Source organism: Isoptericola hypogeus, assembly GCF_039531145.1.
GTDB classification, from domain to species: domain Bacteria; phylum Actinomycetota; class Actinomycetes; order Actinomycetales; family Cellulomonadaceae; genus Isoptericola; species Isoptericola hypogeus.
This window is the reverse complement of the sequence record NZ_BAAAPM010000005.1, coordinates 368,970-395,580: the sequence shown is the minus strand read 5'-3', so window position 1 is coordinate 395,580 and position 26,611 is coordinate 368,970. Positions and strand designations below refer to the sequence as shown.

The following is a 26,611-nucleotide window of genomic DNA, read 5'->3' as shown; positions in this document are numbered from 1 at the left end:
CGCACCACGTCGTCCGTCACCCACCCGTCGGCGGCGCGCCGCCCCTACGCGGGCCGCCGCCCGCCGCCGATCCGCCCCCGAGCCCTCGGAGACCCGATGCCCGTCGAGCCGACCCTCGTCATCCCCTCGTCGCTGCTGCCTGCGGACGGCCGCTTCGGCTCCGGTCCCTCCAAGGTCCGCGCCTCGCAGGTCGCCGCGCTCGCCGCGGCGGGCGACCCGGCGGCCCCGGTGCTCGGCACGTCGCACCGGCAGCCGCAGGTCAAGGACCTGGTCCGCCGGGTCCGCCAGGGCCTCGCCACGCTCTTCGACCTTCCCGACGGCTACGAGGTCGCGCTCGGCAACGGCGGCTCGACGGCGTTCTGGGACGTCGCGACCGCGTGCCTCGTGCGACGGCGCGCGCAGCACGCCGTCTTCGGGGAGTTCGGCGGCAAGTTCGCCGCGGCCACGCGGCGGGCGCCGTTCCTCGAGCCGTCCGAGGTGCGCGAGGCCGCGCCCGGCACGGTGGCGCTGCTCGAGGCCGTCGACGGCGTCGACACCTACGCCACGGTGCAGAACGAGACGTCGACGGGCGCGATGGCTCCCACCCGGCAGGTGCCCGACGCCCGCGCCGGGGGCGCGCTGCTGCTCGTCGACGCGACGTCGGGCGCGGGCGCCCTGCCGGTCGACGTCCGCGACACCGACGTCTACTACTTCGGGCCGCAGAAGGTGTTCGGCGCGGACGGCGGGCTGTGGCTGGCCGTCTGCTCGCCGGCCGCCGTCGAGCGTGCCGCCGAGGTCGAGGCGGGCGCCGAGGCCGCCGGGCGCTGGGTGCCGGAGTTCCTCTCCCTCACCACGGCCCTCGCCAGCTCGCGGGCGGACCAGACGCTCAACACCCCCGCCGTCGCCACGCTCGTGCTGCTCGCCGAGCAGGTCGAGTGGCTGCTGGCCCAGGGCGGCCTGGCCTGGTCGTCGGCGCGCTGCGCCGAGTCCGCCGGCGCCCTCTACGGCTGGGCCGAGGCCCGGGACTGGGCCTCCCCGTTCGTCGCGGACCCGGGCGCGCGGTCGACCGTCGTCGGCACGATCGACCTCGACCCCGGCATCGACGCGCCCGCGGTCGTGGGGGTGCTGCGCGCCCACGGCGTCCTCGACGTCTTCCCGTACCGCAAGCTGGGCCGCAACCAGCTGCGCGTGGGGCTCTTCCCCGCGGTGGACCCCGACGACGTGCGGGCTCTCACGGCGTGCGTCGACCACGTCGTCGAGCACCTCTGAGGTACCTCCGAAGCCACGGCGCCAATACCACACCCTGCTACCGACACGCCCGAATTCTCCGGTTTTTTCACCCGGCATCGTTGCTGTTACGTTACCTCGGCCCTCACCGGGCTCAGCGACCGACAGCGCAGGCGACGCGGCCAGGAGGGGCGACCATGCCGGAGATGCACCACTTCACCTACGGGGTCATCACGCCCATGCTCGCCTACGTCGCCTCGTGCGTCGGGGCGGCGGCCGGGCTCTCCGCGACGTCCCGGGCCCGCGCCTCGAAGGACGCCCGCTCCCGGAGCGCCTGGCTGCTGATCGGGGCGATCGCGATCGGCGGCACCGGCGTGTGGGTCATGCACTTCGTCGCGATGCTGGGCTTCACCGTGACCGGTATGCCGATCTACTACGACGTGCCGATGACGATCCTCAGCGCGCTGGTGGCGATCGTCGTCGTCGCGATCGGGCTGTTCCTCGTGGGGTTCGCGGGCGACCGCCTCCCGGTGCTGCTCACGGGTGGCGTCGTCGCGGGCCTGGGGGTGGCCACGATGCACTACATGGGCATGGCCGCCATGCGGATGACCGGGCACCTGAGCTACACCACCTGGGTGGTCGCCCTGTCCGTCGTGATCGCCGTCGTCGCGGCGACCGCGGCGCTGTGGCTGTGCGTCAACGTGCGCGGCCGGCGCGCCACCACCGGCGCGGCGATGCTCATGGGCGTGGCCGTGAGCGGCATGCACTACACCGGGATGGCCGCGCTGACGATCCACGGCGCCGGCGGCGAGCCGCCGGGCGGCACCAACCCGATCGACCTGCTCGGCCCGCTCATCCTCGGGATCGTCGCGCTCACCGTCGCGCTGATCTTCATCGTGATGATGTGGCCCACCGAGGACGAGATGCGCTCGCGCGACGAGTTCGAGGAGCGGCTGCGCCGGCGCGGCACCCGCGTCGGCGTCTGACGATCCCAGGAGCCTCCCGTCGCCGTCCGACCTTCGGCGTCGGGCTCAGGCCGCCGCCGGGGCCGGCACGCGGCCGGCGTCGCGCTCCCGGTCGAGGTACACGACCTCCAGGTGCGGGCGCCGCCGCACGCGGTAACGCACCCGCAGGTGCCAGCGCCGCACCGCCCACACGGTGGCGGCCGCCGCGACGAGGAACGTGGCGATGGCCCCGACGAGGATCGACCAGCGCGGCCCCCACGCCTCGCCGATCCACCCCACGATCGGGGACCCGATCGGCGTCGCGCCCTGGAAGACCATGACGTACAGCGCCATGACCCGCCCGCGCATCACGGGGTCGGTCGACACCTGGAGCGCACTGTTCGCCGCCGTCATCATCGTCAGCGACGCGAGGCCGACGGGGATGCAGGCGACGACGAACGCCGGGTAGGTCGGCATGAGCGCGAGCACCGCCGTCGTCACCGCGAACGCGAACGCGGACCCGATGACCAGCCGCACCCGGGGACGTTCGCGGCGCGCGGCCAGCAGCGCGCCCGTCAGCGACCCGATGGCCAGCACCGAGCCGAGGATCCCGTACTCGCTCGCGCCCCGGCCGAACTCGACCCGCGCCATGAGTGCGGACGTGAGCTGGAAGTTCAGGCCGAACGTGGAGACCACGAACATCACGACCATGATGACGACGATGTCGGTGCGCTCCCGCACGTACCGCACGCCCTCGCGGATCTGCCCCTTGGCACGCGGCGCGGCCGGGCGGCTGCGCAGCTCCCGGACGTTCATGGCGCCGAGCGCGAGGATCGTCGCACCGAACGTCACGCCGTTGATGAGGAAGACCCAGCCCGAGCCGACGGCGGCGATGAGCAGCCCGGCGACGCCCGGGCCGATGAGGCGGGCGCCGTTGAACGACGCGCTGTTCAGCCCGATGGCGTTGGGCAGCTTCTCCACGGGCACCAGGTCCGCGACGAACGTCTGGCGGACCGGGCCGTCGAGCGCCGAGACCACGCCGAGCAGCAGCGCGAAGACGTAGACGTGCCACAGCTCGGCCCGGCCGGAGAGCACGAGCGCGCCGAGCCCGAGCGCGAGCACGCCCATGCCGCCCTGCGTGGCCATGAGGAGACGACGGCGCGGCAGCCGGTCGGCGAGCACGCCCGCCCACGGGGACAGCAGGAGGAAAGGCACGAACTGCAGGGCGGTGGTGATGCCGACGGCGACGCCCGACTCGTCGCTGAGGTCGGTCAGGACGATCCAGTCCTGCGCGACGCGCTGCATCCACGTGCCGACGTTGGCCACCAGGGCGGCGGCGAACCAGATGCGGTAGTTCCTGAACTTCAGGGAGGAGAACGTGGCGCTCATGGGGCGAGGCTCCGGACGGGTTCGTCGCTCGCGGGGGCCACGGGTCTCCTCTCCTCGGCAGGGTGATCGCCCTGGTCAACAGGTTGTCGAATCGTTCTATTCCCTGCTGCGGCGTGTGCCGGGCCACAGCCTCGGCAGATGGCGCCCCGCCGAGCGAGCCGGGTCCAGTACGGTATGCGGCGTGCGTACCGAGATGACCCTTGCCCAGGCCCTGAACGAGCTCGGCCTCCTGGGCGGCACGACCCTGCCTCGTTTCGTCACCTCCGTCGCCGGGTCCGGCGACGTGCTCGAGGTGGTGGCCGACGCCCGCGCGGTGAAGAACCTGCCCGGTCCGCTCAAGCTCGCCACCCGTCTCGTGCCGGCCGTGCGGTCGAAGCTGCGCGTGGAGAGCTTCGACGAAGGCGTCGCCGTGCTGGCCGTCGACGCCAGCGCCGGCGGGTTGCCCGCCCACAAGCTCCTCGGGCTCGCGGCGAACCGCATCGAGTCGGTCCTGGCGTCCAAGGGCCTGCCCGCCGGGTCAGTGCAGATCCGCCCCGACGCGCGGATCGCGCTGGACGCACAGCGGCTGCTCGCCGCCAAGCACCCCGGCGCCGTCGTGCAGGGCATGGCGTTCGCCGACGGTCGCGTCGCGCTGGACACCGCCGCCTGAGACCGGAGTGCGGCGGACGGTGAGGGCCGAGGTACGAGGCACTCGCCGGTAGCGGAACGCAGGGCTCGGGCGGCCACAAGCTCCGCCTGAGACCGGAGTGCGGCGGACGGTGAGGGCCGAGGTACGAGGCGCTCGCCGGTAGCGGAACGCAGGGCTCGGGCGGCCACAAGCTCCGCCTGAGCCCGGAGTGCGGCACTCCGTCAGCCGCGGGCGCGGATCTGGTCGGCGAGCCCGGAGCCGTCGAGGTACTCGTCCCAGCGGTACGCGATGACCTTCTGCACGTGCGGCCTCGCCAGCGCCACCTGGGTGTCGAGGACGTCGAGCCTCCCGGGAGCGCGGTGCCCGACCTGGCCCGGCGGCCGGAACGCCTCCACGTTCGCCCAGAGGGTCACGCCCCGCACGCGGCTCGCCTCCGCGTAGAGCGTCGCCGTCGAGGCGGCGTACGCCGCCCCGTAGGTGGTCCGCCCGACGACGCCGCGCAGGTCGGCGCGCACCCGCGTGCCGCCGTCGCCCGGCCGGAAGGCGCCCACGCGACCCGTCCCGCCGCCGTCCTGCGGCGCGAGGATCATCCGCACCCCGGCCGCCGTGTCCGCGATCTGCTGGAACGACGGCCGCACCGCAGACACGGGAAGCGCGCCGCGGCGCAGGTCCGCGTACGGGCTCACGACCACGCGCTGCTTGGCCTTCGGGAGCCGGAACCCGACGATCCGGTTCTGCAGCTCGTAGACCTTCAGGTTCGGCCGCCAGACGTCGGCGTTGGTGAAGACGGCCGTCTCGACCGTCTGGTAGGCGCCTGCGAACGCGTCGAGGCGGCCGAACTTCCGGTCCCAGTCCGCGAGCACGCGCGACGTGAACCCGCCGAGCGTCTGCGTGTACGACGCGTCGGCGACGAACCCCACGCCCGGGTCGGGCCGAGGCCGCGGCATCCCGAGGTACACCGACATGCCGAACCTGGCGGCGTCGGCGACCAGCAGCGTGTCGGCGTCCACGCTGCCGCCGTAGGACACCACGAGGTCGTACGTGCGGCTGGGAGAGTCGCAGTCGCTGTAGCCGCCCTCGACCGGGAGCAGCCACCAGGTGAAGTCGCCGTCCGGCGTGCGCGAGCGGCCGTCCCGCCGGGGGCAGAACAGCGCGGCGTCGCTGAACGCCGACTTGTTCGCATACGTGTAGACGTCGCGGATCCGCCCGCCCCCGGTCCGGGCCGTCGCGTACCGGTAGCCGTCCGTCCCGTCGACGGCGAACCCGGCGAAGGGGTTGTCCTTCGCGGGCCTGCGCAGAGCACCGACGGTGACGGGTGTCAGCTCGGCGCCGAACGTCACGATCGTGTCCGCGCCGATGGCGTGCGCGCCCTGGACCTTGGCGCGGGTCGCGCACCGGTCGGCGGTGGTCAGCATGAAGTAGCCGGAGACGGGGTAGTCGACCTCGACGGACCGGTCTGGCCGGTCGAGGCGCCCGCCCCAGGGGCACGCCGCGACGGTGGCCGCCGGGGTCGCGCTCGGCGCGGCCTCGCCGCTCGGCGAGGGAGCCACGCTCGGCGCGGGCGGGACGCTCGGCGCGGCCTCACCGCTGGGCGGGCTCGCGGGAGCGGGCGACACGACGCCGGCCGCCGTCGTCGCACCGGAGGTGCCGGATCCCGGGGGCTGCTCGCCGCCGACCCCGACCCGCGCCAGCAGGAGCGTCGACAGCGCGACGGCCACGACCAGGACGACCGCGAGCAGGGCGCCGCGCCGCATCAGAGCTCGCACGCGTGCCGCGGCGACTACTGGACCGTGGCCGGGAGGACCTCGAGCTCCTCGGCGTGCTTGTTCACGTAGGAGGCCGCCTTGTCCTTGGAGATCGCCTTCATCAGCGGGTCGAACCTGTCGCGGTCGATGACGACGATCGACTGCCCGTCGTCGCTGCGGCCGGTGCCGGAGTAGGGCGCCGTCATGAACGTGACCTCGTTGGTGCTCAGCCCGCGCGCGCTCATGTAGAGGTTGCGCATCCGGTCGATGGTGAAGTTCTCGTCGGCGGCGACGGACTCGCTGACCGTCGTGAAGAAGTCGGACATCATCCGGACGTCGTTCCGGTTGTTGTTGACCTTCGCCAGGATGGCGCGCATCCAGTTCTGCTGGCGCTGCACGCGGCCGAAGTCGCCGTTGTTGAGGCCGTGGCGCTGCCGCGCGTAGGTGAGCGCCTCCTCGCCGGACATCATGTGGACGCCGGCCGAGAAGAAGACCTCGTCGCCGTCACCGATGTCCTGCGGGACGCGGATCCGCACGCCGCCCAGCGCGTCCGTCATCGAGGTGAACGACTCGAAGTCCGTGACGACGAAGTGGTCGACGTGCACGCCCGTCAGCTGCTCGACGGTGTCGATCATCAGCGCCGGGCCCCCGTAGGAGAACGCGGCGTTGATCTTCGCCTCGCCGTAGCCGGGGATGTCCACCCACGAGTCGCGCGGGATGGAGACGACCTGCGCCGACTCCCGGTTCGCGGGCAGGTGCACGAGCATGATCGCGTCGGTGCGCTGGGCGCCGGCCTCCCACTGCGACGGGTCGCCCGCCGAGATCCGGCTGTCGGAGCCGAGCACGAGGAGGTTCACGGCCTCGTGCTTCTCGTCCGGGTTCTCGGGCGCGGCGTCAGGGCGGTTGTCGAGACCGGCGAACGGGTCGCCGAGCCGCTCGATGTTCGAGTCGAGCCGGTTCTGGAACCACCAGGCGGCGCCGAAGCCGCCGGCCGCGAGCAGCAGGACGAGCACCCCGAGGACCGCGACCGCCCGGCGCGTACCGTGCGACTCGTCGCGCGCGTGGCGGCGGGGGGACGGGCCGCTGGTGGTCGCGGGCTGCGGTTCGCTGGCGGGTCTGCTCACAAGGCGGAATCCTACGGGCAGGGCTGCGGAGACTACGGGCCGGGTTGCGGAGACGACGTGTGCCTCTCGTGACAGGTTGCCCTTAGCATTCGCCCCGGTGCACCCGGCCACGGCGCGGGCGGGCACGGGCCGTGAGAGGCGCCGGGCCGTGGGCACCGGACCGACGACGGCGACACGAGGGGCGGGACATGCGCGGCACGACGACGGGGGCACCGTCGCAGACCCCGCGACCCCGCCTGCTGCTGGTCACCCACCACTACCCGCCGGAGCACGGCGCACCACAGCGGCGCTGGGACACCTTGACCCCGCGGATCATGGCCGCGGGGCTGGACGTCGCGGTCCTCGCCCCGCCGCCGCACTACCCGACGGGCCGGCTCCAGGACGACGACGCCCGCTACCGGCCCGGCAGCATCACTCGTGGCCGGCACGGCGAGCGGGTGGTCCGCGTGCGGTTCCGCCCGCACTCCCCGCGGCTGCTGTCGCGCACGCTCGACCAGACGATCGCGGCGGCCAGCTCCGTGTGGCTCGGCGTGCGGTACTTCCGCCGCCGGGGGGCGCGGCCGCACGTCGTGATCGGCACGGTGCCGGGCATCCCGTCGATGTTCGCCGCCTGGGCCCTGGCCCGCCTCCTGCGGGCGCGCCTGGTCGTCGAGATGCGCGACGCCTGGCCCGACCTCATCGAGCCGAGCGGCATCCTCGACAACGACCGGCCCGCGCGGGCCCGCGCGCTGTCGGGGCTCCGCGCCGCCGCGCACCGCGCCGTGAGCCGCCTGCAGGCCCGCGCGGACGCCGTCGTCACGACCACCGAGACGTTCGCCCAGGTGCTGCTCGAGCGAGGCATCCGACGGGTCACGGTGGTGCGCAACGGCACGTCGTTCCGCCCCCTCGACGCCCGCGACGCGGCCGACCCGGCGCGCGACGAGACTGCCGACCGAGCCCGCGACGAGGCACGCGACGAGGCCCGCGAGCTGGCCGACCGGGCCGACGTGACCGCGCCCCGCCGCCCCCTGCGCGCGGTCTACGCGGGCACGGTCGGTCGCGCGCAGGACCTGGAGTGCGTGGTGCGCGCCGCGGCGCTGGTGGCGAGGCGCGGACTGCCGATCGACCTGCGGATCGTGGGCACGGGCTCCGAGGTGCCGGCCCTGCAGCGGCTCGCGGCCGACCTGGACGCCCCCGTCTCCTTCGTGGGTCCGGTGCCGCACGAGCAGGTGCGCCGCCTCTACTCCTGGGCGGACACGGTGGTCGTGACGCTGCGCGACTGGAAGCCCCTCGAGTGGACCGTGCCGTCCAAGCTGTACGAGGTGATGGCGTCCGGCACCTACGCCACCGCGTGCGTCGCGGGCGAGGCGGCGGCACTGGTCCGCCGGTCCGGGGCCGGGTCGGTGATCTCCCCGGGAGACTCCGACGCGCTGGCGGACCTGTGGGCGGGCTGGGCCGCGACGGAGGCCGTGCCCGACGTCGAGCCGCTCGCGGCCCGGTGGGTGGCCGAGAACGCGGACGACGACGTCCTGGCCGCGAAGTACGTCGCGCTGCTGCGGGAGCTCACCGGGGCTGTCCCCACCACGCCGGCCGGGTTCGTCGAAACCTCGTCCGTGGTCTCGACAAGCTCCACCGACGAGGGCGAGGCGACCCGGTGAGCGCACCCCGCATCCGGGAGCTGGCGCGGAACCTGCGGTTCACCGCGTCCTTCGTCGCAGGCGCGCTGACGACCGACCCGGCATGGCTGGCGCTGCAGGCCGCCCGGCGCACGCCCGCCCGGGTGAGCGCCGTCGTCGTGCCGTGGGCGGAGCGGCTGCTGGGCGACGGCACGACGGGGCCGGCAGGCCGGCTGCGCGCCGCGTGGCAGGCCGGCGACGTGGGCGCGCTCCGCGCCGCCGCCCCCACCGCCCGGTCGGCCCGGCGGGTGCGCGAGTCCCTGCTCGGCCAGGTCGCGCTGCTGGAGCCGACCCCGGATTCGTCTCACGATGCGGACGCACCGCGGGCCGCAGCGGGTGAAAAACCGGCTCGATCGGGACCGGGTGAAATCCGCGGCCCGGTGGCGGTCCACCACCACCTGACGAACTCCCTGCCCCACACCCAGAGCGGCTACACCCTCCGCACCCACGCCATCCTCACCGCGCAGCGCACGGCGGGCCTCGCCGTCTCCGCGTCCACGCGGTCGGGCTACCCGCTGACGGTCGGGGCGCTCGGGGCGCGCGGCACCGACGTCGTCGACGGCGTCCCCTACCGGCGGCTGGTGCCGCGGTCGCTGCCCGCCGACCAGCGGCGCCGGTTCGACGACGGCGTCGACCTGCTCGCCCGCGCGCTCGACCGCGCCGCCGGCGGGCGGCGGCCCGACGTCGTGCACGCCACGACGCCATGGACCACCGGCGACGCCGCGCGGGCCGCGGCCGCCCGGTGCGGGCTGCCGTGGGTGTACGAGGTGCGCGGGCTGCCCGAGGAGACCTGGGCGGCGTCCCACCCCACTCCCGAGGCGCGCGAGCGGGCGGCGGCGTCCGAGCGGTACGCGCTGATGCGCGCCAAGGAGACCGAGCTCGCGCTGGCCGCCGACCACGTCGTGACGCTCAGCGGCACGATGCGCGACGAGCTCGTCGGCCGGGGCGTGCCGCGCGAGCGGATCACGGTGGTGCCGAACGCCGTCGACGCCGAGCTGCTCGCGCCCGCCCCGGATCCGGCCGAGGCACGGGCGGCGCTGGGGCTGCGCACGGCACCGTTCGTGATCGGCACGGTGAGCAGCCTCGTCGGGTACGAGGGGCTCGACACGGTGCTCCGGACGACAGCGCTGCTGCGCTCGCGCGGCGTCGACGTCAGCGCGCTGGTCGTGGGCGACGGCGTCGCCCGGCCCGGGCTGCTGCGGCTCGCGGACGAGCTGGGCCTGGGCGCGCACGCGATCCTGCCCGGCCGCGTGCCCCGCGACGTCGCCCGCACCTACCTCGCGGCGCTCGACGTGGTGCTCGTGCCGCGCCGACCGGACCGCGTGACCCGGCTCGTGACGCCGCTCAAGCCCGTCGAGGCGATGGCGCTCGGCCGCCCCGTGGTCGCGAGCGACCTGCCCGCCCTCGCCGAGGTGCTCTCCCCGCTGGACGGCGGGGACCCCGCAGGCGTGCTCGTCCAGGCGGACGACGTCGAGGCCTGGGCCGGCGCCGTCGCGCGCCTGCTCACCGGCGACGCCCACCGCGCCGCGCTCGTCGCCGCTGGCCGCGACGTCGCCCGCGAGCGCACCTGGACCCGGCTCGTCGCGCGCTACAACGACGTCTACGCCCGGGTCGCCCGACCCAAGGAGGCCCCATGACGCGGACGCCTGCCCGAGCCCGACGCCGCACCGCGGCCCTCGCCGCCCTGGCGGGCCTGCTCGCCCCGGCGCTCGCGGCGTGCACGACGACGACGCCGGAGGCCGCCCCGACCGTCACTGCGAGCCGCCCCGCCTCCCCGGCGACCAAGCAGCCGGCACCGACACCGTCGCCGAGCGAGAAGGCCGACCCGCTGCCCGAGGGACCGGTGAACGTGCTGCTGGTCGGCACGGACTCGCGCGACCCGGCCAGCCTCGGCGGCAACGCCGACACGATCATGCTCGCGCACGTGCCCGCCGACCGGTCCGGGCTGTACCTCGTCTCTTTCACACGGGACATGTGGGTGCCGATCCCCGGCCTCGGGGAGGGCAAGATCAACGCGGCGTTCGCGCGCGGCGGCACCGACACCCTTGTGGAGACGGTGTCCGGCGTGCTCGGCGGCGCGGAGGTCGACGCCGTCATGCAGACCAACTTCAACGGATTCATCGCCCTGACCCGCGCGCTCGACGGCATCGAGGTGGACAACGCGCACGCGTCGACCGTGACCGTGCTGTCCACCGGGCGGGTGGTCGAGTTCCCCGAGGGCCGCATCAGCCTGGAGAACACCGACGGCCTCATCTACGTGCGGGAGCGCAAGACGCTGCCGCTGGGCGACCTCGACCGCGCGCAGCGGCAGCGCGCCGCCGTCACCGGCATCCTCGCCGGCCTGGCCGAGCGCGCGGACGAGCCGAAGGCGCTCGCAAAGCTCGTGCCGCTCATGGCAGGGAACGTGAAGCTCACCGGCGACCTGAAGCCCGCCGACCTGGTCGACCTCGTGCCGCTGGCCGCCGAGCTCGGCCGCGACGACGTCGTCGGGCTGATGGTGCCCCTCACGGGGTTCGGCACCCGCGGCGGGGCGTCGGTGAACCTCGTCGACGAGGCGCAGGCCGCCGACCTCGGTGACGCGATCCGCGGCGACGACCTCGACGCGTACGTCGAGCGGTACGGGACCGGCTACGCCCCCTGAGCCCGTCGCGTCAGCGCCCGGTCGCGTCAGCGCCCGGTCGCGTCAGCGGCGGCCGAGGGCGCGGTACTGCCACCCGGCGGCCGTCCACGCCGACCTGCTCAGCGCGTTGCGCCCGTCGAGCACCGTGCGCTGCGCGACGAGGCGGCCGACCCGCTCCGGGTCCAGGTCCCTGTACTGCTGCCACTCGGTGAGCACGAGGACCGCGTCGGCACCGGCCAGCGCGCCCTCGAGGTCACGGTCGTAGCGGAGGCCGGGCTCCTTCTGCCGGGCGTTGTCGATCGCCTGCGGGTCGTGCACGGTGACAAGGGCGCCCAGCTCCGCGAGGCGTGCCGCGACGTCGAGCGCCGGCGAGTCGCGCACGTCGTCGCTGTCGGGCTTGAAGGCCGCCCCGAGCACCGCGACCTCGGCGCCGTCGACCCAGCCGCCGAGGACCTCGGTCGCCAGCTCGACCATGCGGGCCCGGCGCCGGGTGTTGATCGCGTCCACCTCACCGAGGAACGCCACCGCGTCGCCCGCGCCGAGCTCGTCGGCGCGCGCCATGAACGCGCGGATGTCCTTGGGCAGGCACCCGCCCCCGAAGCCCAGCCCCGCGTTGAGGAAGCGACGGCCGATGCGCGCGTCGTGGCCGATGGCGTCGGCGAGCCGCGTGACGTCGCCGCCGGCGACCTCGCACAGCTCGGCCATCGCGTTGATGAACGAGATCTTGGTGGCGAGGAACGAGTTGGCCGCGACCTTGACCAGCTCCGCCGTCGGATAGTCGGTGACGATGCGCGGGACTCCCTCGCGCAGCGGCGTCGCATACACCTCGTCCAGCGCCGCCACCGCCTGCTCGCCCGCCGGACCCTCGGGGACGCCGTAGACCAGCCGGTCGGGGTGCAGCGTGTCCTTGACCGCGAACCCCTCACGCAGGAACTCCGGGTTCCAGGCGAGCACCGCGCCCGGCACCGTGGTGCCCAGGACCCCCGCCAGCCGGGCCGCCGTGCCCACCGGCACAGTGGACTTCCCCACGACGATTTCACCCGGTGCGAGGTGCTCGGCGAGCGCGTCGAGGGCAGCGTCGACGAACCGGAGGTCGGCGGCGTTGCCGTCGGTGCGCTGCGGAGTCCCCACGCAGACGAAGTGCACGCGCGCGCCGGCGACCTGGGACAGGTCGGTGGACACTGTGAGCCGCCCCGTGCCCCCGACCTGCGTCAAGAGCTCATCCAGGCCAGGCTCGAAGAATGGCGCCTTACCTGCTCCGAGAGCGTCCACCCGGGCCTCGTCGACGTCGATGCCCACGACGTCGTGCCCCAGGCTCGCCAGGCTCGCCGCATGGACGGCACCGAGGTAGCCCAGGCCGATCACCGAGATCTTCACGCGTTTGCCGCCCTTCGCCGAGGCGCCGGCACGCGCACCTGCGCGCCGGACCGGTTCGCGGCTCACTCTAGAATGCGGGGCGATGACTGACGAGGCTGAAGCTCGCCCGGGCGCCACGCGCCCTGGCGACCTGTACGCGGAGCTGTTCAGGGGGCAGTCCACCGCGCTGGAGGTCGTCTCGTCGGGCCGCCTCGCCCAGGTGGGCGCTCGTCCGCCGGTGCGGGCCTACCTGGGACAGCTCTGGAAGCGGCGGTACTTCCTGTGGGCAGAGGCCCGCGCCAAGGTCACCAGCGGCACGCGCGAGACGGTCCTCGGGCAGGCCTGGCTGGTCATCAACCCCATGCTCAACGGCCTCGCCTACTTCCTCATCTTCGGAGTGGTGCTGGGAGCACGGGAAGGGATCGAGAACTTCCTCGGCTACCTGATCGTCGGTGTCTTCCTCTTCCAGTTCACGACACAGTGCGTGACCGGGGGGGCGAAGTCGATCGCCAGCGGGCGCAACCTCATCCGCGCGTTCACCTTCCCCAGGGCCTCCCTGCCGATCTCCGTGGTGCTGCGCGGCATCCTCAACCTGGCCCCGACCCTCGGCGCGATGTTCGTCCTGCTCCTCGTGCTGCCTGAGCAGGAGCACTGGACCGCGGCCGCTGCCCTGTTTCCTGCCGTCCTCGCGCTGCAGGTCGTGTTCACCACCGGGCTGGCACTGCTGCTGGCCCGAGCTGCCTCGGCCCTGCCCGACCTCAACCAGCTCATCAGCGTGCTCATGCGGTTCTGGCTCTACGGCTCGGCGGTGTTCTTCTCGATCGACCGCTTCAAGGACTACCCGTGGATCGTCGGCATCATGGAGGCGAACCCGATGTACATGGTGCTCGACGGGGCTCGGGACACCTTGCTCTACGGTGTCGTGCCGGCCGTGTCCACCTGGATCGGGCTGGGCTGCTGGGCCCTCGGGACGCTCGTCGTGGGCTTCTTCGTGTTCTGGCGCGCGGAGGAGTCCTATGGCCGTGCCTGACCTCGCCGATCCCTTCGCGCAGGCCACGGTGGCCGTGCAGGACGTCAGCGTGCGCTACCGCGTCCCGTCCACCGACGCCGCCGAGCGCCGCCGCCGGGCCAACCCGATCGCCCGCGCCGCCCGCACCGTGCTCGGCAACGACCCCAAGGTGATCGTCCGAGCGCTGTCCGGCATCTCGTTCGTCGCGCGGTCCGGCGAGCAGGTCGGGCTCGTGGGCCAGAACGGGTCGGGCAAGAGCACGCTGCTGCGGATCATCGCCGGCCTCGAGAACCCCACCAAGGGCCGGGTGCTCGCCGAGAGCACACCGGTCCTCATCGGCGTCAACGCCGCCCTGGTGCCCGACCTGTCCGGCGAGGAGAACATCCGACTCGGCTGCCTGGCCATGGGACTGACGCCGGCGCAGGCGGAGGCCGCCGTCCCGGAGGTCAAGGAGCTCGCGGGCCTCGGCAAGTCGATCTACCTGCCGATGAAGACCTACTCGTCCGGGATGGGGGCCCGACTGCGCTTCGCCATCGCGACGGCCTCCAACCCGCACATCCTGCTCATCGATGAGGCGCTCGCCACGGGCGACGCTGCCTTCAAGGAGCGCAGCGAGGCGCGCATGCAGGGGCTGCGCAAGAGCGCTGGCACCGTGTTCCTCGTGTCCCACGCCGCACAGACCATCGAGGAGACGTGCACCCGGGCCATCTGGCTCAACCACGGCCGCCTCGTGCTCGACGGCCCCGCGGAGGACGTGGCCGTGCGCTACCGCAAGTGGGCGTGGGCCATCGCCAAGGACAAGCCCGACGTCGCGAAGAGACTCATCGAGGAAGCGTTCGCCGAGCGCGAGCAGACGCAGGTCCGGGTGGAGGAACCCCGCTCGCCACGTCGGTACACTTCCCGTCACGTGAGGCCGCGTGGCGTCTCGACCACGAACCCGAAGGGCAGGTAGCCGATGCGGCCGCGCATCATGACCGTGTACGGCACGCGCCCCGAGGCCATCAAGGTCGCCCCGGTGATCAAGGCGCTGGAGGCCAGCGACGTCGTCGACCCGGTGACCGTCGTGACGGGCCAGCACCGCGAGATGCTCGATCAGGTCAACGAGCTCTTCGGCATCACCCCGGATCACGACCTCGACATCTTCGAGCACGGGGCCCCGCTGTCGCTGATCGTCGCCCGTGTCCTCGAGCGCCTCGACCCGGTGCTCGCGGCTGAACGGCCGGCGGCGGTGATCGTCCAGGGCGACACCTCGACGTCGACCGCGGCGGCCGTCGCCGCCTTCCACCGGCGGATCCCGGTCGTGCACCTGGAGGCGGGGCTCCGCTCGGGGGACGTCAACTCGCCGTTCCCCGAGGAGGCGAACCGCCGGCTCACCTCGCAGCTCGCCTCGCTCCACCTCGCGCCGACGGAGACCAGCCGCGCCAACCTGGTGCGCGAGGCCCTCGACGGGGCCCCGATCGTGGTCACCGGCAACACCGTCATCGACGCCCTGCTGACTGCCGTCGACAAGAAGCCCCCGTTCTCCGACCCGGCGCTCGAGCACCTCGCCGACTCCGGCCGCCGCGTGCTGCTCGTCACCACGCACCGGCGCGAGAGCTGGGGCGACGCGATGGACGGCATCGGGCGGGCGCTCGGACGGCTGGCCGAGCGCTTCCCCGACACCCAGGTCGTGCTGCCCGTGCACCGCAACCCCGTCGTGCGCGAGGCGCTCCTCCCCCATCTCCATGCCCACCCGAACGTCACCGTGACCGAGCCCCTGGGCTACGGCGAGTTCACCCGGCTCCTGGCGCTCGCCTCCGTCGTCCTCACCGACTCGGGGGGCATCCAGGAGGAGGCGCCGAGCCTCGGCAAGCCCGTGCTCGTGCTGCGCGAGAACACCGAGCGCCCCGAGGCCGTGTCGGCCGGGACCGTCCGGCTGATCGGGACGGACGAGGACCGGATCGTCGACGAGGTCACGACCCTGCTCACCGACCCAGCCGCGCACGAGGCGATGGCTCGTGCGACGAACCCCTACGGCGACGGCCAGGGCGCGCGGCGCTCGGTCGCCGCCATCACCCACCTGCTCGATCTCGGCCCGCGACCGGCGGACTGGGGAACTGAAGGAAACCGATGAGCAAGACCCGCGTCTTCATCTACGGCTCGTGCGTGTCGCGCGACACGTTCGAGCACCTCGACCCGGCCCGGTTCGTCCTGGACCAGTACGTGGCCCGGCAGTCCGCGCTCAGCGCGTACACCCGCCCCGTCACGCTGATCGACCCCCCCACCCTGGAGTCGCCGTTCCAGCAGCGCATGGTGGCGGGCGACTTCGCGTCCAGCCTGCAGGTGCTGATCCCCGAGGCGGCGGCGCGGACGGACCTGGTGCTCGTCGACCTCACCGACGAGCGGCTCGGCGCCTACGTGCTGCCCGACGGGTCGGTCGTCACCCGGTCCACCGAGCTCATCCAGTCGGGCGCGGAGCAGCAGCTGCCCGCCGGGTCGCAGCATCTCGCCTTCGGCAGCGACCAGCACTTCCAGTACTGGTCCCAGGGCATCGCCGCCGTGGGCGAGCTCATCCGGCACCACATGCCCCAGGCCGCGGTGGCCCTGCTCGACATCCCCTGGGCAGAGCGCTCCGAGACCGGCGCCTCGACACCCGACAGCTTCGGTGTCTCGGCCGCCGAGGCGAACCCCGTGCTGCGGGCCTATGTCCAGGTGGCCGCGCAGGCCCTGGGCGCCCAGGTCGTCTCGCTTCAGCCCGACGAGGTCGCATCGAGCCCGAACCACCCCTGGGGCGAGGCTCCGTTCCACTACGCCGAGGACGTCTACCTCCGCGTCGTCAAGATGCTCACCGGGACCGCGGGCCGCGCCGTCTGGCGTGCCGACGACGGCCCCGGCGCCGGCACGTCGACGGCGTCGGGCGCGCGACGCAGCCCGACGCGGACGTCCACGCGGGCCTCGCACGCCGCCCGTGGCGGGTCCGACGCCGGCACGAGCCCTAGGAAGCTCGAGGGCGGGCCCAACTTCCTCCTGCTGGGGGCGCAACGCGCCGGGACGGCCTGGCTCGAGCAGCACCTGAGCGCCCACCCCGACGTCTTCATGGCCCCGATCTCCCAGGGCCCGATCCTGTCCGGCCGCAAGCGCATCGAGAACCCGAAGTCCCGCGCGGCCTACCTCAAGGTCTTCGCCGACGCCGGCCAGCAGCGATGGCGCGGACAGCGGTCCTTCCTCTACTTCTGGACGAGCGAGGGCGACCGGTTCGACCCGCGCCGCGAGGACAGCGCCGCGATCGTCCGCGACTACCTGCCGGACGACGCGCCCCTCCTCGTCTCGCTGCGCGACCCCGTCTCCCGCGCGATCTCGGCCTACTGGCACGCCGTCGTCCTGGGCAAGGTCGCGGCCGGCACGTCGATCTTCGAGGCCGCGGGGACCCGCGGCATCCTCGGCATCGGGGCCTACGAGCGGCACTACCGGCACTGGGCGAGCATGGTCGGGGCAGACCGCCTCAAGGTGCTCCTCCACGACGACCTCGTGGCCGATCCTCGCGGGTTCCTCACGCAGGCGCTCGGCGCGATCGGGGCGCCGGCTCCCGAGCACAGCGCGAGCGACAAGGCCCTTGCCGCGCCGGTCAACCGCAACGCCACCGCCGCGATCATGCGCGCGGCGAGCCCGCTGTCGGCGGCCGAGCTCCGGGTGCTGGTGGAGCTCTACCGCGCCGACGTCGACTTCGTGCAGGAGCTCACCGGCCGCGACCTGTCCCACTGGACGGACGTCGACCGGATCGCGCAGGCCGCCGCCGACCCGCGGCGCTGAGCCGATCGCCCGATCCGGCGAGCCCGGGCGTCTCGCGGCGGGGGCTCGAAAGCCGACGCGGTCAGCGGCCGATGCAGAACCGGTTCTTCGAGGTCAGGGCGTCGAGCCGCTCGCACCAGGCCGCCCGCTCGGCGGAGGTCGCGGCCCGGTCGAGCTCCTTCTCGAGCGCGTCCACGTCGAGGGTGTCGGCGTCCGAGGCGAAGAGGAACTCGTCCCCGGGGTGCGACGCGCCCCTGTCGGTCTGGTCCTGTGTCCACGCGTGCACCGACGGCCGGGTCCAGAAGACGTCGGTGCCGATCACCCGGGCCGGGACGCCGCCGGCCGACGTGTTGGAGGGGATCTCCTTCGTGACCACCGCCCGGGCGCCGAGGATGCTGCCCGAGCCGACGCGGGCGCCCTTGAGGAACAGGGTGTCCTCCCCCAGCCAGACGTGGTCACCCACCCACACCGACCGGCTCGGGTTGACGCGCCGGTGATCGTGCGCGGAGTAGACGAGGTGCGGGTCGGCGGTACGGAACGCGACCCGGGAGGAGAACATCGCGTCGGAACCCACGATGACGTGGCGCCGTTCGGACGGGATGAAACGGGCGGCCGAGGTGAACGAGCTGCCGGGGCCGAGGTACAGCACGGACTCGTGAAACAGCGTCGCGACCACTTCCGTGTAGCGCGCCGAGCGCCGGAGATGGATCACGGAGTCGTTCCCCAGGAACCGCAGCCTCGTGTTCCGCAGCTTGGCGCCGTCCTCGACGTGCAGCACGTTGCCGGTGCCGACGAACTCGATCGACGACGACACGAGCTCACCACCCGCGCCCGGGTTCAGGTGGACCACGTTGTCCCGGATGCCATCGACGTCGCCGTAGCTCCTGATGACCTGCGAGGGCGCCGCCATCTCAGCCTGCCTCGGTGCGCACGTCGTCGGCGACGAGCTCGACGTCGTCCCAGGCGATGTCCTGCAGCGCCCGCGCGGCCTCGGCTGGCCCACCCTCGACCACGACGCGGAGCCGGGAGACGCCCCCGGCGACCACCAGCCGGAGGACGATCAGGTGCACGAGAGCCCCGTCACCCCTCGGAGCGACGCGGGCGACGAACCGGGCCCGGTCGCTGCTCGCGACGAGCGGCTCACCGCCGTCCTCGCCCATGGTGCTCACGACGTGCACCTCGAGCGTGTCGCCGTCCGGCGCGGCCGGCGCGCTGCGGTACCGGAACCGCCCCAGCCGCGTGTCGTCCACGACGGCGTACTCCTGGACGCCGTCGGTCTCGAGCTGCAGCGGCGCGGTGGTCAGCTCGAGGTCGGCGGGTGCGCCGTCGGCCGCGATCTTCTCCGGCAGCGGACCGCTGTACCGGTCCCCGGAGGCGTCCAGCACGGTGACCCGGTCGATGTCGACCAGCCGGTCGTACGCCGGGTAGAGGCGCTGCGAGGTGTCCATGTACCTGACGAACGGGTAGTCGTGACTCGACAGGATCTGCAGGAAGCGAGTGCGGCCGAGGGTGCCCTCGACGAAGGTGTTCGCCCTGGACGGCAGGTCCTTGCTCGAGTCGTCGAGCCGTAGCTGCAGCCGCACGGAGTCCCCCTCGACGAAGGTCCGGAGGCCGTCGCAGCCCAGGGCGTGCTCGGAGCGCGGCGCGATGAACCGCCGCATCACCCCGAGCATCGCGGGCAGCGCGTTCTTGGCCACCGCGCCGTGGACGCCGCCGACCCGGTACTTGGTGAGGTTCTCCACGTCGTGCACGAGCTCGATCAGCGAGTGATTGCTCAGCTCGTCGTCGTTCGTGTAGAAGTAGTCGATCTTCCGCCCCTCGGCGAAGTACCGCCGCAGCAGCTCCTGCGGCTGATCCAGTTCCCGGAGCTGCGGCATCCGGAACAGGCTGTCCTTGAAGAACGGCTTGTTGAAGTAGTACGGCAGGTTCATCTGGGGGACGGCGAGGAGCAGGTGCGCCTGCGGGAACTCCTTCGCGTAGGTGATCGCGATGCTGCCTCCCTTGGAGGCGCCGAAGAACATCACGTCGTCCTGCGCGATCCCGTGCCGCCTCACGAGGTCGTCGATCACCCGGTGGACCCGGTCGTACAGCGGCCTGCCCCCGTTGTCGACGAGCATGTACGAGCCGGACACCAGGTAGCGGTCCTGGAAGCAGACCATCAGGGTGTCCTGCAGGTCGTCCTCGTCGAGGTCCTTGAGGTACGAGACCGCGTACGAGATCCGCGACGTCGACGGCCCGAAGCCGGGGAACGTGACGAGCAGCCTGGACGGGTTCGTGGTGTTGCCGCGCACGGAGTAGAAGACGTCGCCGTGCTGCTCGACCCCGTAGCGCTCGTCGTACTCGATCTGCTGCGGCGTCGTGAACGCCCCGTGCCCGATCTTCAGCGAGAAGGGGGCGTCGATGTCCAGGCTGAACCGGCCCGGGTCCTTCGACGTGACGACGATGTTCCGGTACTCGAGCGCCGATCCCCGTGCGGGCGGCTCGATCTCGTTGCCGTAGACGACGGTCGAGCCCTGCAGCAGGCGGAACGACCGGCCCCGATGCTTTTCCCAGTCGTCGATCGTCAGCTTCGCGTAGTACTTCCCGGCGGGGAGCTGCTCCGACATCAGCCGCCGCGCCGCGCCGTCCAGCCCCTTCGACTCCACGACCCGCCGCACCGGCGCCCCTGCCGGGGCGGACATGACCGTGCGGACCGCGGCCCGCACGGGGGCGGAGTAGGCCATGGAGCGGGCACCCGAACGCAGCGCCGTCGCGCGGCGGACCACCTTCTTCATCACAGGCTCAGCATCCTTTCCACGACGGTCGCGTTGATCCGCGACGGGTCCACGCCCTCGAAGAACCGCTCCTTGCGCCGCGCCATCTCGTCGTCGGGGACGGCGTACCGGCCGCCCACGACGTGGTCGACGACGTCGGCGTGGTCGTAGAAGACCGGCCCGAGCCCTTCCGTCGAGTAGTCGAGCCGGCTCTCGTAGGGCTGCTCGCGGAAGAAGCCCTCGGCGTCCCACTGGTAGTAGGCGATGGGCGTGCCGATGAACGCAGCGTCGATCACGGCGGAGCTGTAGTCGGTGAAGACCATCTCGGCCGAGGCGATCGCGTCCCGGTAGCTCACGTCGGTGGGCCGGATCCGGTCCGAGAAGTGGAAGGTGGACGACCGCTTCTCGACGTTCGGGTGCAGCTTCACGTGCAGGTACCGGTCGGTCCGCTCCAGGTGGTCGAGCAGCACGCGGTCGGTGAAGAGCGCGTCGATCGACCGGTAGTAGTCCGACTGCTTGAAGCTCTCGGTCGACAGCTGGTGCAGGTTGAACCGCCACGTCGGCATGAACAGCAGGTACCGGTGCTCCGACGGGACCCGCGCGAGCGACTCGAGCCGCGGCAGCCCCGAGTTGAGGGTCTCCACCGGCGCGACCGTGCGCAGGTACGACGCCTCCATCTCCCCGGTGGCGACGAAGACGTCGAAGTGCTTGGAGATGACCCAGTCGGTCATGTCGTTGAGCTGGACCCCGTGCTGCAGGTAGACGAAGCGCGAGTTGGCCAGCGTCTTTCCGCGGTATTGCAGGTTGTAGATCTGCGAGGAGACGACGAGGTCGGAGACCAGGAACAGCTCGTAGAACTCGGGCGTGAAGATCGGGACGAGCCGGAATCCCTTGCGCTCGAGCCGGTCCCAGTCGGGAGACTTGCGCGCCAGGGCGAAGTAGGCCTTCGTGTACTCGGGGTGGTGCGCCGTGAAGTACTCGTACAGGTGCTCGGCGTTGTCGTCGGCCTGGCCGGGCCGGTCGAAGAAGAGGATCGTCGAGGACAGGCCCACCGGGCGGCTGTAGAAGTCGTACACCGCCGGGTCGTCGTGCCCGGGTCGGTCGTCGCCCGGGCGGTAGGACTTGCCGATCGAGACCGTCTCGTCGCCCAGACGCACCCGGTACAGCGGCACCTCGGCCTGCGGCGCGCCGTCCAGGGCGAACTCCAGGTAGGCGTCCCTGCCGGTCAGGCGCTTGTAGAGGTACCGCGTCGTCGACGGATCGTCGATCCACCGGATCCACGAGGACTCCAGCGGCTCACGCACCGCAGCTCCGACGAGCCCGATGAGGTCGAGCTCCCGGATCAGGTCGCGCAGGTGGTCGAGGCCGACCCCGCACTCGCCACGGGAGCGCAGCCCCCGCAGGAAGAGCACGAGGTACCGGAGGACGTACAGCCGCAGCTCCCGCGACGCGGTGGGGATCAGCGGCACGAGACGCGCGGTGCCTGGGCCGGCCCCGACCCCGATGACGGCCTTCGTGTCCGAGGCGTACGAGTACCCGACCGCGAGCGGCGTCACCTTGGCGATCGACCAGTAGAGCCGGTAAGCGAGGTAGAGCGCGGACCGCTCGACGTCGCCCGCGGCCTCGACGAGGTCCGCCAGGCGCCGGGTGTGGAACGCCACCCCGTAGACGTCGGTGTCGCGCGCGTAGTGATACCGGTCGTCGAGCCTGGTGGCGCCGACGTCCCTCGGGACCGGGCCCGTGTAGACCGTCGGCTCAGCCAAGTACACCGTCCGCTTGCGCAGGTAGTCGAGCAGCGTCGGCAGGAAGGCGGCGGGGATCTGGTGCGACTCGCGAACGAAGACGACGTAGGTGCTGCCGAGACGCGCGCAGAGCTCGGCGACCCGCGCCGTCGTGAGCGGGCCGTCGACCAGCGCGACGTCGAACAGCGTCTCGTAGCGCAGCCGCGCCCCGACGATCCGGCGGTAGGTCTCCGACTCGCGGTCGACGGGACCGTCGGACTCGATGACGACGGTGAGCAGGACAGGTCGTGTGTCGGTCATCCGGGTCCTTGACGAGTCGTGCGGTGACGGGGAGCGCGAGCCGGTCATGGGGCCGCCGTTCCGCTGGGCCCCGTGAACGCGAGCACCTTCTTGCCGGCGAGCGCCCACGCACCGTTCTGGTCGCGGTGCTCGCGGAACGCGCCGTGCGCGACGAGGTGCGCCAGCACGTCCCCGCGACGCACCGCGTCGTCGATGGCGACCAGCTCGACGTTCCGCCGGTTGGCGAGCTCTGGCGGCAGCGCGTCGATGTGCGGCTCGGTGACGAGGACCCGCGCTTCCGGAAGGCGGTCGGCGACCGTAGCGGCGATGGTGCGCGCGGGCGACTCCCGCAGGTCGTCGATGTTCGGCTTGAACGCCAGCCCGAACAGGGCGACCGTCGCGGCGCCCACCTCCCGCGCCGCGGTCACGATCTCGTCGACGACCCACTGCGGCTTGGCGTCGTTCACCTCGCGCGCGGTGCGGATGAGCCGTGCCTGCTCGGGGGCGGCGTCGACGATGAACCACGGGTCCACCGCGATGCAGTGGCCGCCGACCCCCGGGCCCGGCTGCAGGATGTTCACCCTCGGGTGGTGGTTCGCCAGCCGGATGAGCTCCCAGACGTCGACGTCGAGCCGGTCGGCGACGAGGGAGAGCTCGTTGGCGAACGCGATGTTGACGTCGCGGAACGAGTTCTCGACCAGCTTGACCGTCTCGGCCGTCACGGCGTCGGTGAGCAGGATCTCGCCCTGGCAGAACACGGCGTAGAGGCCCTTGGCGATCTCCGCAGCCTGGGGCGTGAGGCCACCGACGATGCGGTCGTTCGTGACGAGCTCGATCATGACGCGGCCCGGCAGCACCCGCTCCGGGCAGTGCGCCACGTGGATCTGCGGGCGACCGTCGGCGCCGTCGAGGCTGAGGTCGGGGCGCGCCTCGAGGATCCAGTCCGCCATCCGCTGCGTCGCTCCGGGCGGGGAGGTCGACTCCAGGATGACCAGCTCGCCGCCCCGCAGGACCGGCGCGAGAGAGCGGGCCGCCGCCTCGATGTAGGAGAGGTCGGGCACGTGGTCACCGGCGAACGGCGTCGGCACGGCGACGATGAACGCGTCCGCGGGCTCGGGGACGTCCGTGGCGCGTAGGGTGCCGTGCTGCACCGCCCCGGCCACATAGGTCGCCAGGTCGGGCTCGACGAACGGCACGTCGCCGCGGTTGATCGCCTCGACCGTGGCCGGGTTGACGTCCACCCCGATCACCTTGACGTCCTGGGACGCCAGGATGGCGGCGGTCGGGAGTCCGATGTAACCCAGCCCGACCACACCGACAGTGCTCAGCTCCATGCCGTGCGATCCTCCGATCAGATGATGACGTGCCGGTCGGCGCGCCCGTAGAACCTGACGTCCCCGCTGGCGAGCACACCCGCCTCGGAGATCTGCCAGGTGTGCCCCGTCGCTCCCGCACCGCCGCGCACCTGCACGAAGTTGAAGCGGTCGGCGGAGTACACCTGTGCCCCGGCATCGACCACCCCGCGCAGGAACGCGGTGTCCTCGCCTGTCGACGTCTCGCCGAACCGCACCGCCGCGGCCGTGTCCCGGCGCGCGACGATCGTCGGGCCCATCACGAAGTCCGTGAACCGGTGCTCCCGCTCCGCGAAGCGCAGCACGGTCGCGTCGTGGGCTTCCAGGTACATGTAGTGCGCCTGCTTGCCCACCACCTGTGCGCCGCTGTACGCCAAGGCGTACAGCTGGTCCGAGAGGTACTGGGGCCCGTACAGGTCGTCGTCGTCGAGCTTCGCGACGACGTCGCCGTCCGCCGCGTCCACCAGCCGGTTGAGGCACCCGCCCAGCGGCACGTCGGTGCCTGCGTGGAGCAGCACGAGGTCCTCGACGCCCGCCTCCGTGGCGCGCATCCGCAGATCGGCCTCGTCGTCGACGCCGAAGCCGTGCGTGAGCAGCGCGAGCTGCACCTGCACCCCGGCCTGCGAGCCGAGCGTGCGCAGCACGTCGTCGAGCCGGTGCGGACGGTTGGTCGAGACGATCGCGGTGACGCTCGGCCGCGACAGCGCCGCCGTCGGCGCGAGGCCGACGTCGTGCAGCACCAGCTGCGCCCGCGCGCCGTAGGTGTGCTCGCGCCAGATGCGCCGCTGCCCGAGGTGGACGGCGCGGTCGCGTAGCTCGGGCGAGCGCACGAGGGCGCGCACCGTGTCGGCGGCCTCGGCGCGGGTGGTGACGGCGAAGACCTCGTCGCCGCCGAAGAACTCGCCGGTCGCGGCGCTGGGCGCCGTCACGACCGGCGTGCCGCACGCCGTGATCTCGAAGATCCGCCGCGCGCACATGCTCGGCGAGTCGACCACCGAGTTCACGTTGAGGAACGCCTTGTAGTCGCGGTAGGCGGTGAGCATCTGCGCGTAGTCGAGCGACCCGGCCACGCGCGACGCGAACGGCTCGGGGAACTCGTACCGGTCCCCCTGCCCGCGGAACCGGGAGAAGATCTCCAGCCCCGTCTCCATGCGTGGCGACACGTCCAGCGCCCCGCCGAGCAGCATCTCGGCCTGCTCGCGCCGCTCCGGGTACTTGTGCGCGAACCACGTGCCCGCGAACGCGACGTCACGCCCCGGGCCCTCACCGTGCGTGCGCACCGGGTTGTGGACCGCCGGCTGCGCGGCGAACGGCAGCACCCCCACACCGTCGTGACCGAGCCGTTCCCGATAGGCCTCCACGCGCCCCACGTCGGTCGTGTAGACGCGGTCGAACAGGGCCGCCGTGGCGACGAAGTCCTCGAAGTGGACCGGGTCCTCCTTGTTCCAGAAGACCGTGGGGATGCCGCGCTCGCGGCACGCGGCCAGCAGCTCGACCAGCGCCGGGCGCGGTGCCGACGGGCCCGTGAAGTGGTACTGCCACGCGCCGCCGTTGCCGTTCCAGGCCGACTCCACGAAGACCAGGTCCAGACCGTCGAGCTGCTCGCGCCACGACGACGGCTCGAGCAGCACCTGCTCCCACTCGTAGCCGAACGCCAGCCGGGAGAAGTCGTCGAGTATCACGCCGGCGCGGATCGTGCGGGCGGGCGCACGGTCGGGGAAGGGCCACGGGTCGTAGACCACGCGGTCGTGCTCGATCCTCGCGCGCCGAGCCGGGTGGGCGCCGACCATCCGCTCTCGCCGGAGAAACGTCCGAAACTGGGACAAACCGCCCTGTCGCAGATGCCACAGCGCCCTTCGTGCGGTCACGACGGGCCAACGCCGTGTCCCAGGAACCAGCATGGAGCGTGTGTCAATCCTCGGTCGGACGGAGGTGCGGGCAGGACGCGCTCGACCGAGGCCCGCACGTCTGGTGGCCGGTCCTCGTCGATACCGGCCGCGGGCAATCGTACCGGCGGCGTTCACCCGGCCGACACCGGATGTTCAGCATGAGGACGGGTCGGTCGGATTTCACCCGCGGTCGCGCGGGACGCCGCAGCCACCGCGGAGTGACGACGCGATCCGGCGGGACGGCGAGGCAGTTCGCGGGATCGTCGGCATGATGGAGGAGGCGTCGAGACGAGCCTGAGCCTGAACCCCGGCCCCACCATCCGGACATCGCGCACGCAAGGAGCCGAATGCAACCGCCCTTCTTCGTGATCGGTGCACCCCGATCCGGCACCTCCTACCTGGTGCAGGTCCTCGACCGGCACCCGGAGATCCTGCTGACGAACGAGACGCGCGTGATGACCTTCATGCACCGCGCCCTCACGCGCCACAGCAAGGACCGGATGGCGCTCATGGCCGAGCGCCAGCTCTTCCTGGAGACGTTCCGCAGCCACGTACCCGGCATCGTGCGGGACTTCTACCGCCGCCTGGGCGCCACGGACGAGATGCGCTGGGGCGACAAGTTCCCGCACTACGCCGACGCCAAGACCGACCCCGGGCTGCTCGACGACGTCGCCAGGCTGTTCCCGCGGTGCCAGTTCGTGCACATCACCCGCGACGGCCGGGACGTCGTCACGTCGCTCGTCGACAAGGGGTGGGTGGACCTCGAGGAGGCGTGCGACGTCTGGACGAGGCACGTCGAGGCCTCCCGGGCGATCGGGCGCAAGGTCGGACCGCGCCGGTACCACGAGCTGCGCTACGAGGACCTCGTGGCGGACGGCGTGGCTGCCACGCACCGCCTGCTCGAGTTCCTGGGCCTCGACCCGGCGCCCGAGGTCGACGACTTCCTGCGCGAGCAGGACGAGGAGCGCACCCCGTTCAGCGGGGCGACGACGCCGCCCGGCGCCATCGGGCGCCCCGGGTGGGCTGAGCGGCTCAGCCCCGACCAGCTCACGACGGTCGAGACCCACCTCGCCCCGGCGCTGGCCGCTCTGGGCTACGACTCCCCCTCGACCGTCTGAGCGTCGCGTCCGCGACGACAGACCGGGAGCCCGC

20 protein-coding genes are annotated in these 26,611 nt (G+C 72.7%); 11 read left to right on the top strand and 9 right to left on the bottom strand.

What is annotated here, in order from left to right; translation table 11 throughout:
- Positions 1 to 96: 96 nt before the first annotated feature.
- Positions 97 to 1,248 carry a phosphoserine transaminase gene (gene serC / locus ABD254_RS14445; RefSeq protein WP_344249119.1) on the top strand — a complete coding sequence of 384 codons (1,152 nt, stop codon included), beginning with the start codon at positions 97 to 99 and terminating at the stop codon, positions 1,246 to 1,248.
- A 164-nt stretch (positions 1,249 to 1,412) separates the two neighbouring features.
- Positions 1,413 to 2,192 carry an MHYT domain-containing protein gene (locus tag ABD254_RS14440; protein WP_344249118.1) on the top strand — a complete coding sequence of 260 codons (780 nt, stop codon included), beginning with the start codon at positions 1,413 to 1,415 and terminating at the stop codon, positions 2,190 to 2,192.
- A 45-nt stretch (positions 2,193 to 2,237) separates the two neighbouring features.
- Here ABD254_RS14440 and ABD254_RS14435 read toward each other — a convergent pair whose 3' ends face one another.
- Positions 2,238 to 3,539, bottom strand: a complete 1,302-nt coding sequence (locus tag ABD254_RS14435) for an MFS transporter (RefSeq protein WP_344249117.1) — start codon at positions 3,537 to 3,539, stop codon at positions 2,238 to 2,240.
- 181 nt (positions 3,540 to 3,720) lie between these two features.
- Between ABD254_RS14435 and ABD254_RS14430 the strand changes: the two genes are divergently transcribed.
- Positions 3,721 to 4,188 (top strand): hypothetical protein, encoded by a 468-nt coding sequence (locus ABD254_RS14430; RefSeq protein WP_344249116.1) that lies wholly within the window; start codon positions 3,721 to 3,723, stop codon positions 4,186 to 4,188.
- Between the two features lie 200 nt (positions 4,189 to 4,388).
- Here the strand turns inward: ABD254_RS14430 and ABD254_RS14425 are convergent, their stop codons facing one another.
- Positions 4,389 to 5,921 carry a hypothetical protein gene (locus ABD254_RS14425; protein ID WP_344249115.1) on the bottom strand — a complete coding sequence of 511 codons (1,533 nt, stop codon included), beginning with the start codon at positions 5,919 to 5,921 and terminating at the stop codon, positions 4,389 to 4,391.
- A 26-nt stretch (positions 5,922 to 5,947) separates the two neighbouring features.
- Complete coding sequence (locus ABD254_RS14420; RefSeq protein WP_344249114.1) at positions 5,948 to 7,036, bottom strand: LCP family protein; 1,089 nt, start codon at positions 7,034 to 7,036, stop codon at positions 5,948 to 5,950.
- A gap of 188 nt (positions 7,037 to 7,224) precedes the next feature.
- On the opposite strand from ABD254_RS14420, the gene ABD254_RS14415 reads away from it, so the two are divergent.
- The 3 genes from ABD254_RS14415 to ABD254_RS14405 are packed head-to-tail and all read left to right on the top strand — an operon-like array spanning position 7,225 to position 11,332.
- On the top strand, positions 7,225 to 8,673 hold the full coding sequence (locus ABD254_RS14415; protein WP_344249113.1) for a glycosyltransferase family 4 protein: 1,449 nt from the start codon (positions 7,225 to 7,227) through the stop codon (positions 8,671 to 8,673).
- Positions 8,670 to 10,328 carry a glycosyltransferase family 4 protein gene (locus tag ABD254_RS14410; RefSeq protein ID WP_344249112.1) on the top strand — a complete coding sequence of 553 codons (1,659 nt, stop codon included), beginning with the start codon at positions 8,670 to 8,672 and terminating at the stop codon, positions 10,326 to 10,328. Before ABD254_RS14415 ends, ABD254_RS14410 begins: the two co-directional genes overlap by 4 nt.
- On the top strand, positions 10,325 to 11,332 hold the full coding sequence (locus tag ABD254_RS14405) for an LCP family protein (protein WP_344249111.1): 1,008 nt from the start codon (positions 10,325 to 10,327) through the stop codon (positions 11,330 to 11,332). The genes ABD254_RS14410 and ABD254_RS14405 overlap by 4 nt, the downstream gene beginning before the upstream one ends.
- A gap of 42 nt (positions 11,333 to 11,374) precedes the next feature.
- Here the strand turns inward: ABD254_RS14405 and ABD254_RS14400 are convergent, their stop codons facing one another.
- Complete coding sequence (locus tag ABD254_RS14400; protein WP_344249110.1) at positions 11,375 to 12,688, bottom strand: UDP-glucose dehydrogenase family protein; 1,314 nt, start codon at positions 12,686 to 12,688, stop codon at positions 11,375 to 11,377.
- An 82-nt stretch (positions 12,689 to 12,770) separates the two neighbouring features.
- Here ABD254_RS14400 and ABD254_RS14395 point away from each other — a divergent pair, with 82 nt between their 5' ends.
- From ABD254_RS14395 to ABD254_RS14380, 4 genes are read left to right on the top strand one after another with little or no spacing between them, the layout of a single operon-like run.
- Complete coding sequence (locus ABD254_RS14395) at positions 12,771 to 13,697, top strand: ABC transporter permease (protein ID WP_344249109.1); 927 nt, start codon at positions 12,771 to 12,773, stop codon at positions 13,695 to 13,697.
- The gene (locus tag ABD254_RS14390; protein WP_344249108.1) at positions 13,684 to 14,628 is read left to right on the top strand and encodes an ABC transporter ATP-binding protein; all 945 of its coding nucleotides are present in this window, start codon (positions 13,684 to 13,686) and stop codon (positions 14,626 to 14,628) included. Before ABD254_RS14395 ends, ABD254_RS14390 begins: the two co-directional genes overlap by 14 nt.
- Positions 14,629 to 14,631: 3 nt before the next feature.
- Positions 14,632 to 15,789 (top strand): non-hydrolyzing UDP-N-acetylglucosamine 2-epimerase, encoded by a 1,158-nt coding sequence (gene wecB, locus ABD254_RS14385; RefSeq protein ID WP_344249107.1) that lies wholly within the window; start codon positions 14,632 to 14,634, stop codon positions 15,787 to 15,789.
- Positions 15,786 to 17,465: a DUF6270 domain-containing protein gene (locus ABD254_RS14380; RefSeq protein WP_344249106.1), complete on the top strand. Its 1,680-nt coding sequence runs from the start codon at positions 15,786 to 15,788 to the stop codon at positions 17,463 to 17,465. Before wecB ends, ABD254_RS14380 begins: the two co-directional genes overlap by 4 nt.
- Positions 17,466 to 17,526: 61 nt before the next feature.
- Here ABD254_RS14380 and ABD254_RS14375 read toward each other — a convergent pair whose 3' ends face one another.
- The 5 genes from ABD254_RS14375 to ABD254_RS14355 are packed head-to-tail and all read right to left on the bottom strand — an operon-like array spanning position 17,527 to position 25,360.
- Entirely contained in the window at positions 17,527 to 18,354 is an 828-nt protein-coding gene (locus ABD254_RS14375; protein WP_344249105.1) for an acyltransferase, read from the bottom strand.
- A gap of 1 nt (position 18,355) precedes the next feature.
- Positions 18,356 to 20,218 carry a hypothetical protein gene (locus ABD254_RS14370; protein WP_344249104.1) on the bottom strand — a complete coding sequence of 621 codons (1,863 nt, stop codon included), beginning with the start codon at positions 20,216 to 20,218 and terminating at the stop codon, positions 18,356 to 18,358.
- Positions 20,218 to 22,239 (bottom strand): CDP-glycerol glycerophosphotransferase family protein, encoded by a 2,022-nt coding sequence (locus tag ABD254_RS14365; protein WP_344249103.1) that lies wholly within the window; start codon positions 22,237 to 22,239, stop codon positions 20,218 to 20,220. The genes ABD254_RS14370 and ABD254_RS14365 overlap by 1 nt, the downstream gene beginning before the upstream one ends.
- 44 nt (positions 22,240 to 22,283) lie before the next feature.
- A complete protein-coding gene (gene wecC / locus ABD254_RS14360) occupies positions 22,284 to 23,552 on the bottom strand; it encodes a UDP-N-acetyl-D-mannosamine dehydrogenase (protein ID WP_344249102.1) in 1,269 nt (422 codons plus the stop codon).
- A 17-nt stretch (positions 23,553 to 23,569) separates the two neighbouring features.
- Positions 23,570 to 25,360, bottom strand: a complete 1,791-nt coding sequence (locus ABD254_RS14355) for a glycosyltransferase family protein (protein WP_344249101.1) — start codon at positions 25,358 to 25,360, stop codon at positions 23,570 to 23,572.
- Between the two features lie 446 nt (positions 25,361 to 25,806).
- Between ABD254_RS14355 and ABD254_RS14350 the strand changes: the two genes are divergently transcribed.
- On the top strand, positions 25,807 to 26,577 hold the full coding sequence (locus ABD254_RS14350; protein ID WP_344249100.1) for a sulfotransferase family protein: 771 nt from the start codon (positions 25,807 to 25,809) through the stop codon (positions 26,575 to 26,577).
- Positions 26,578 to 26,611 lie beyond the last annotated feature (34 nt).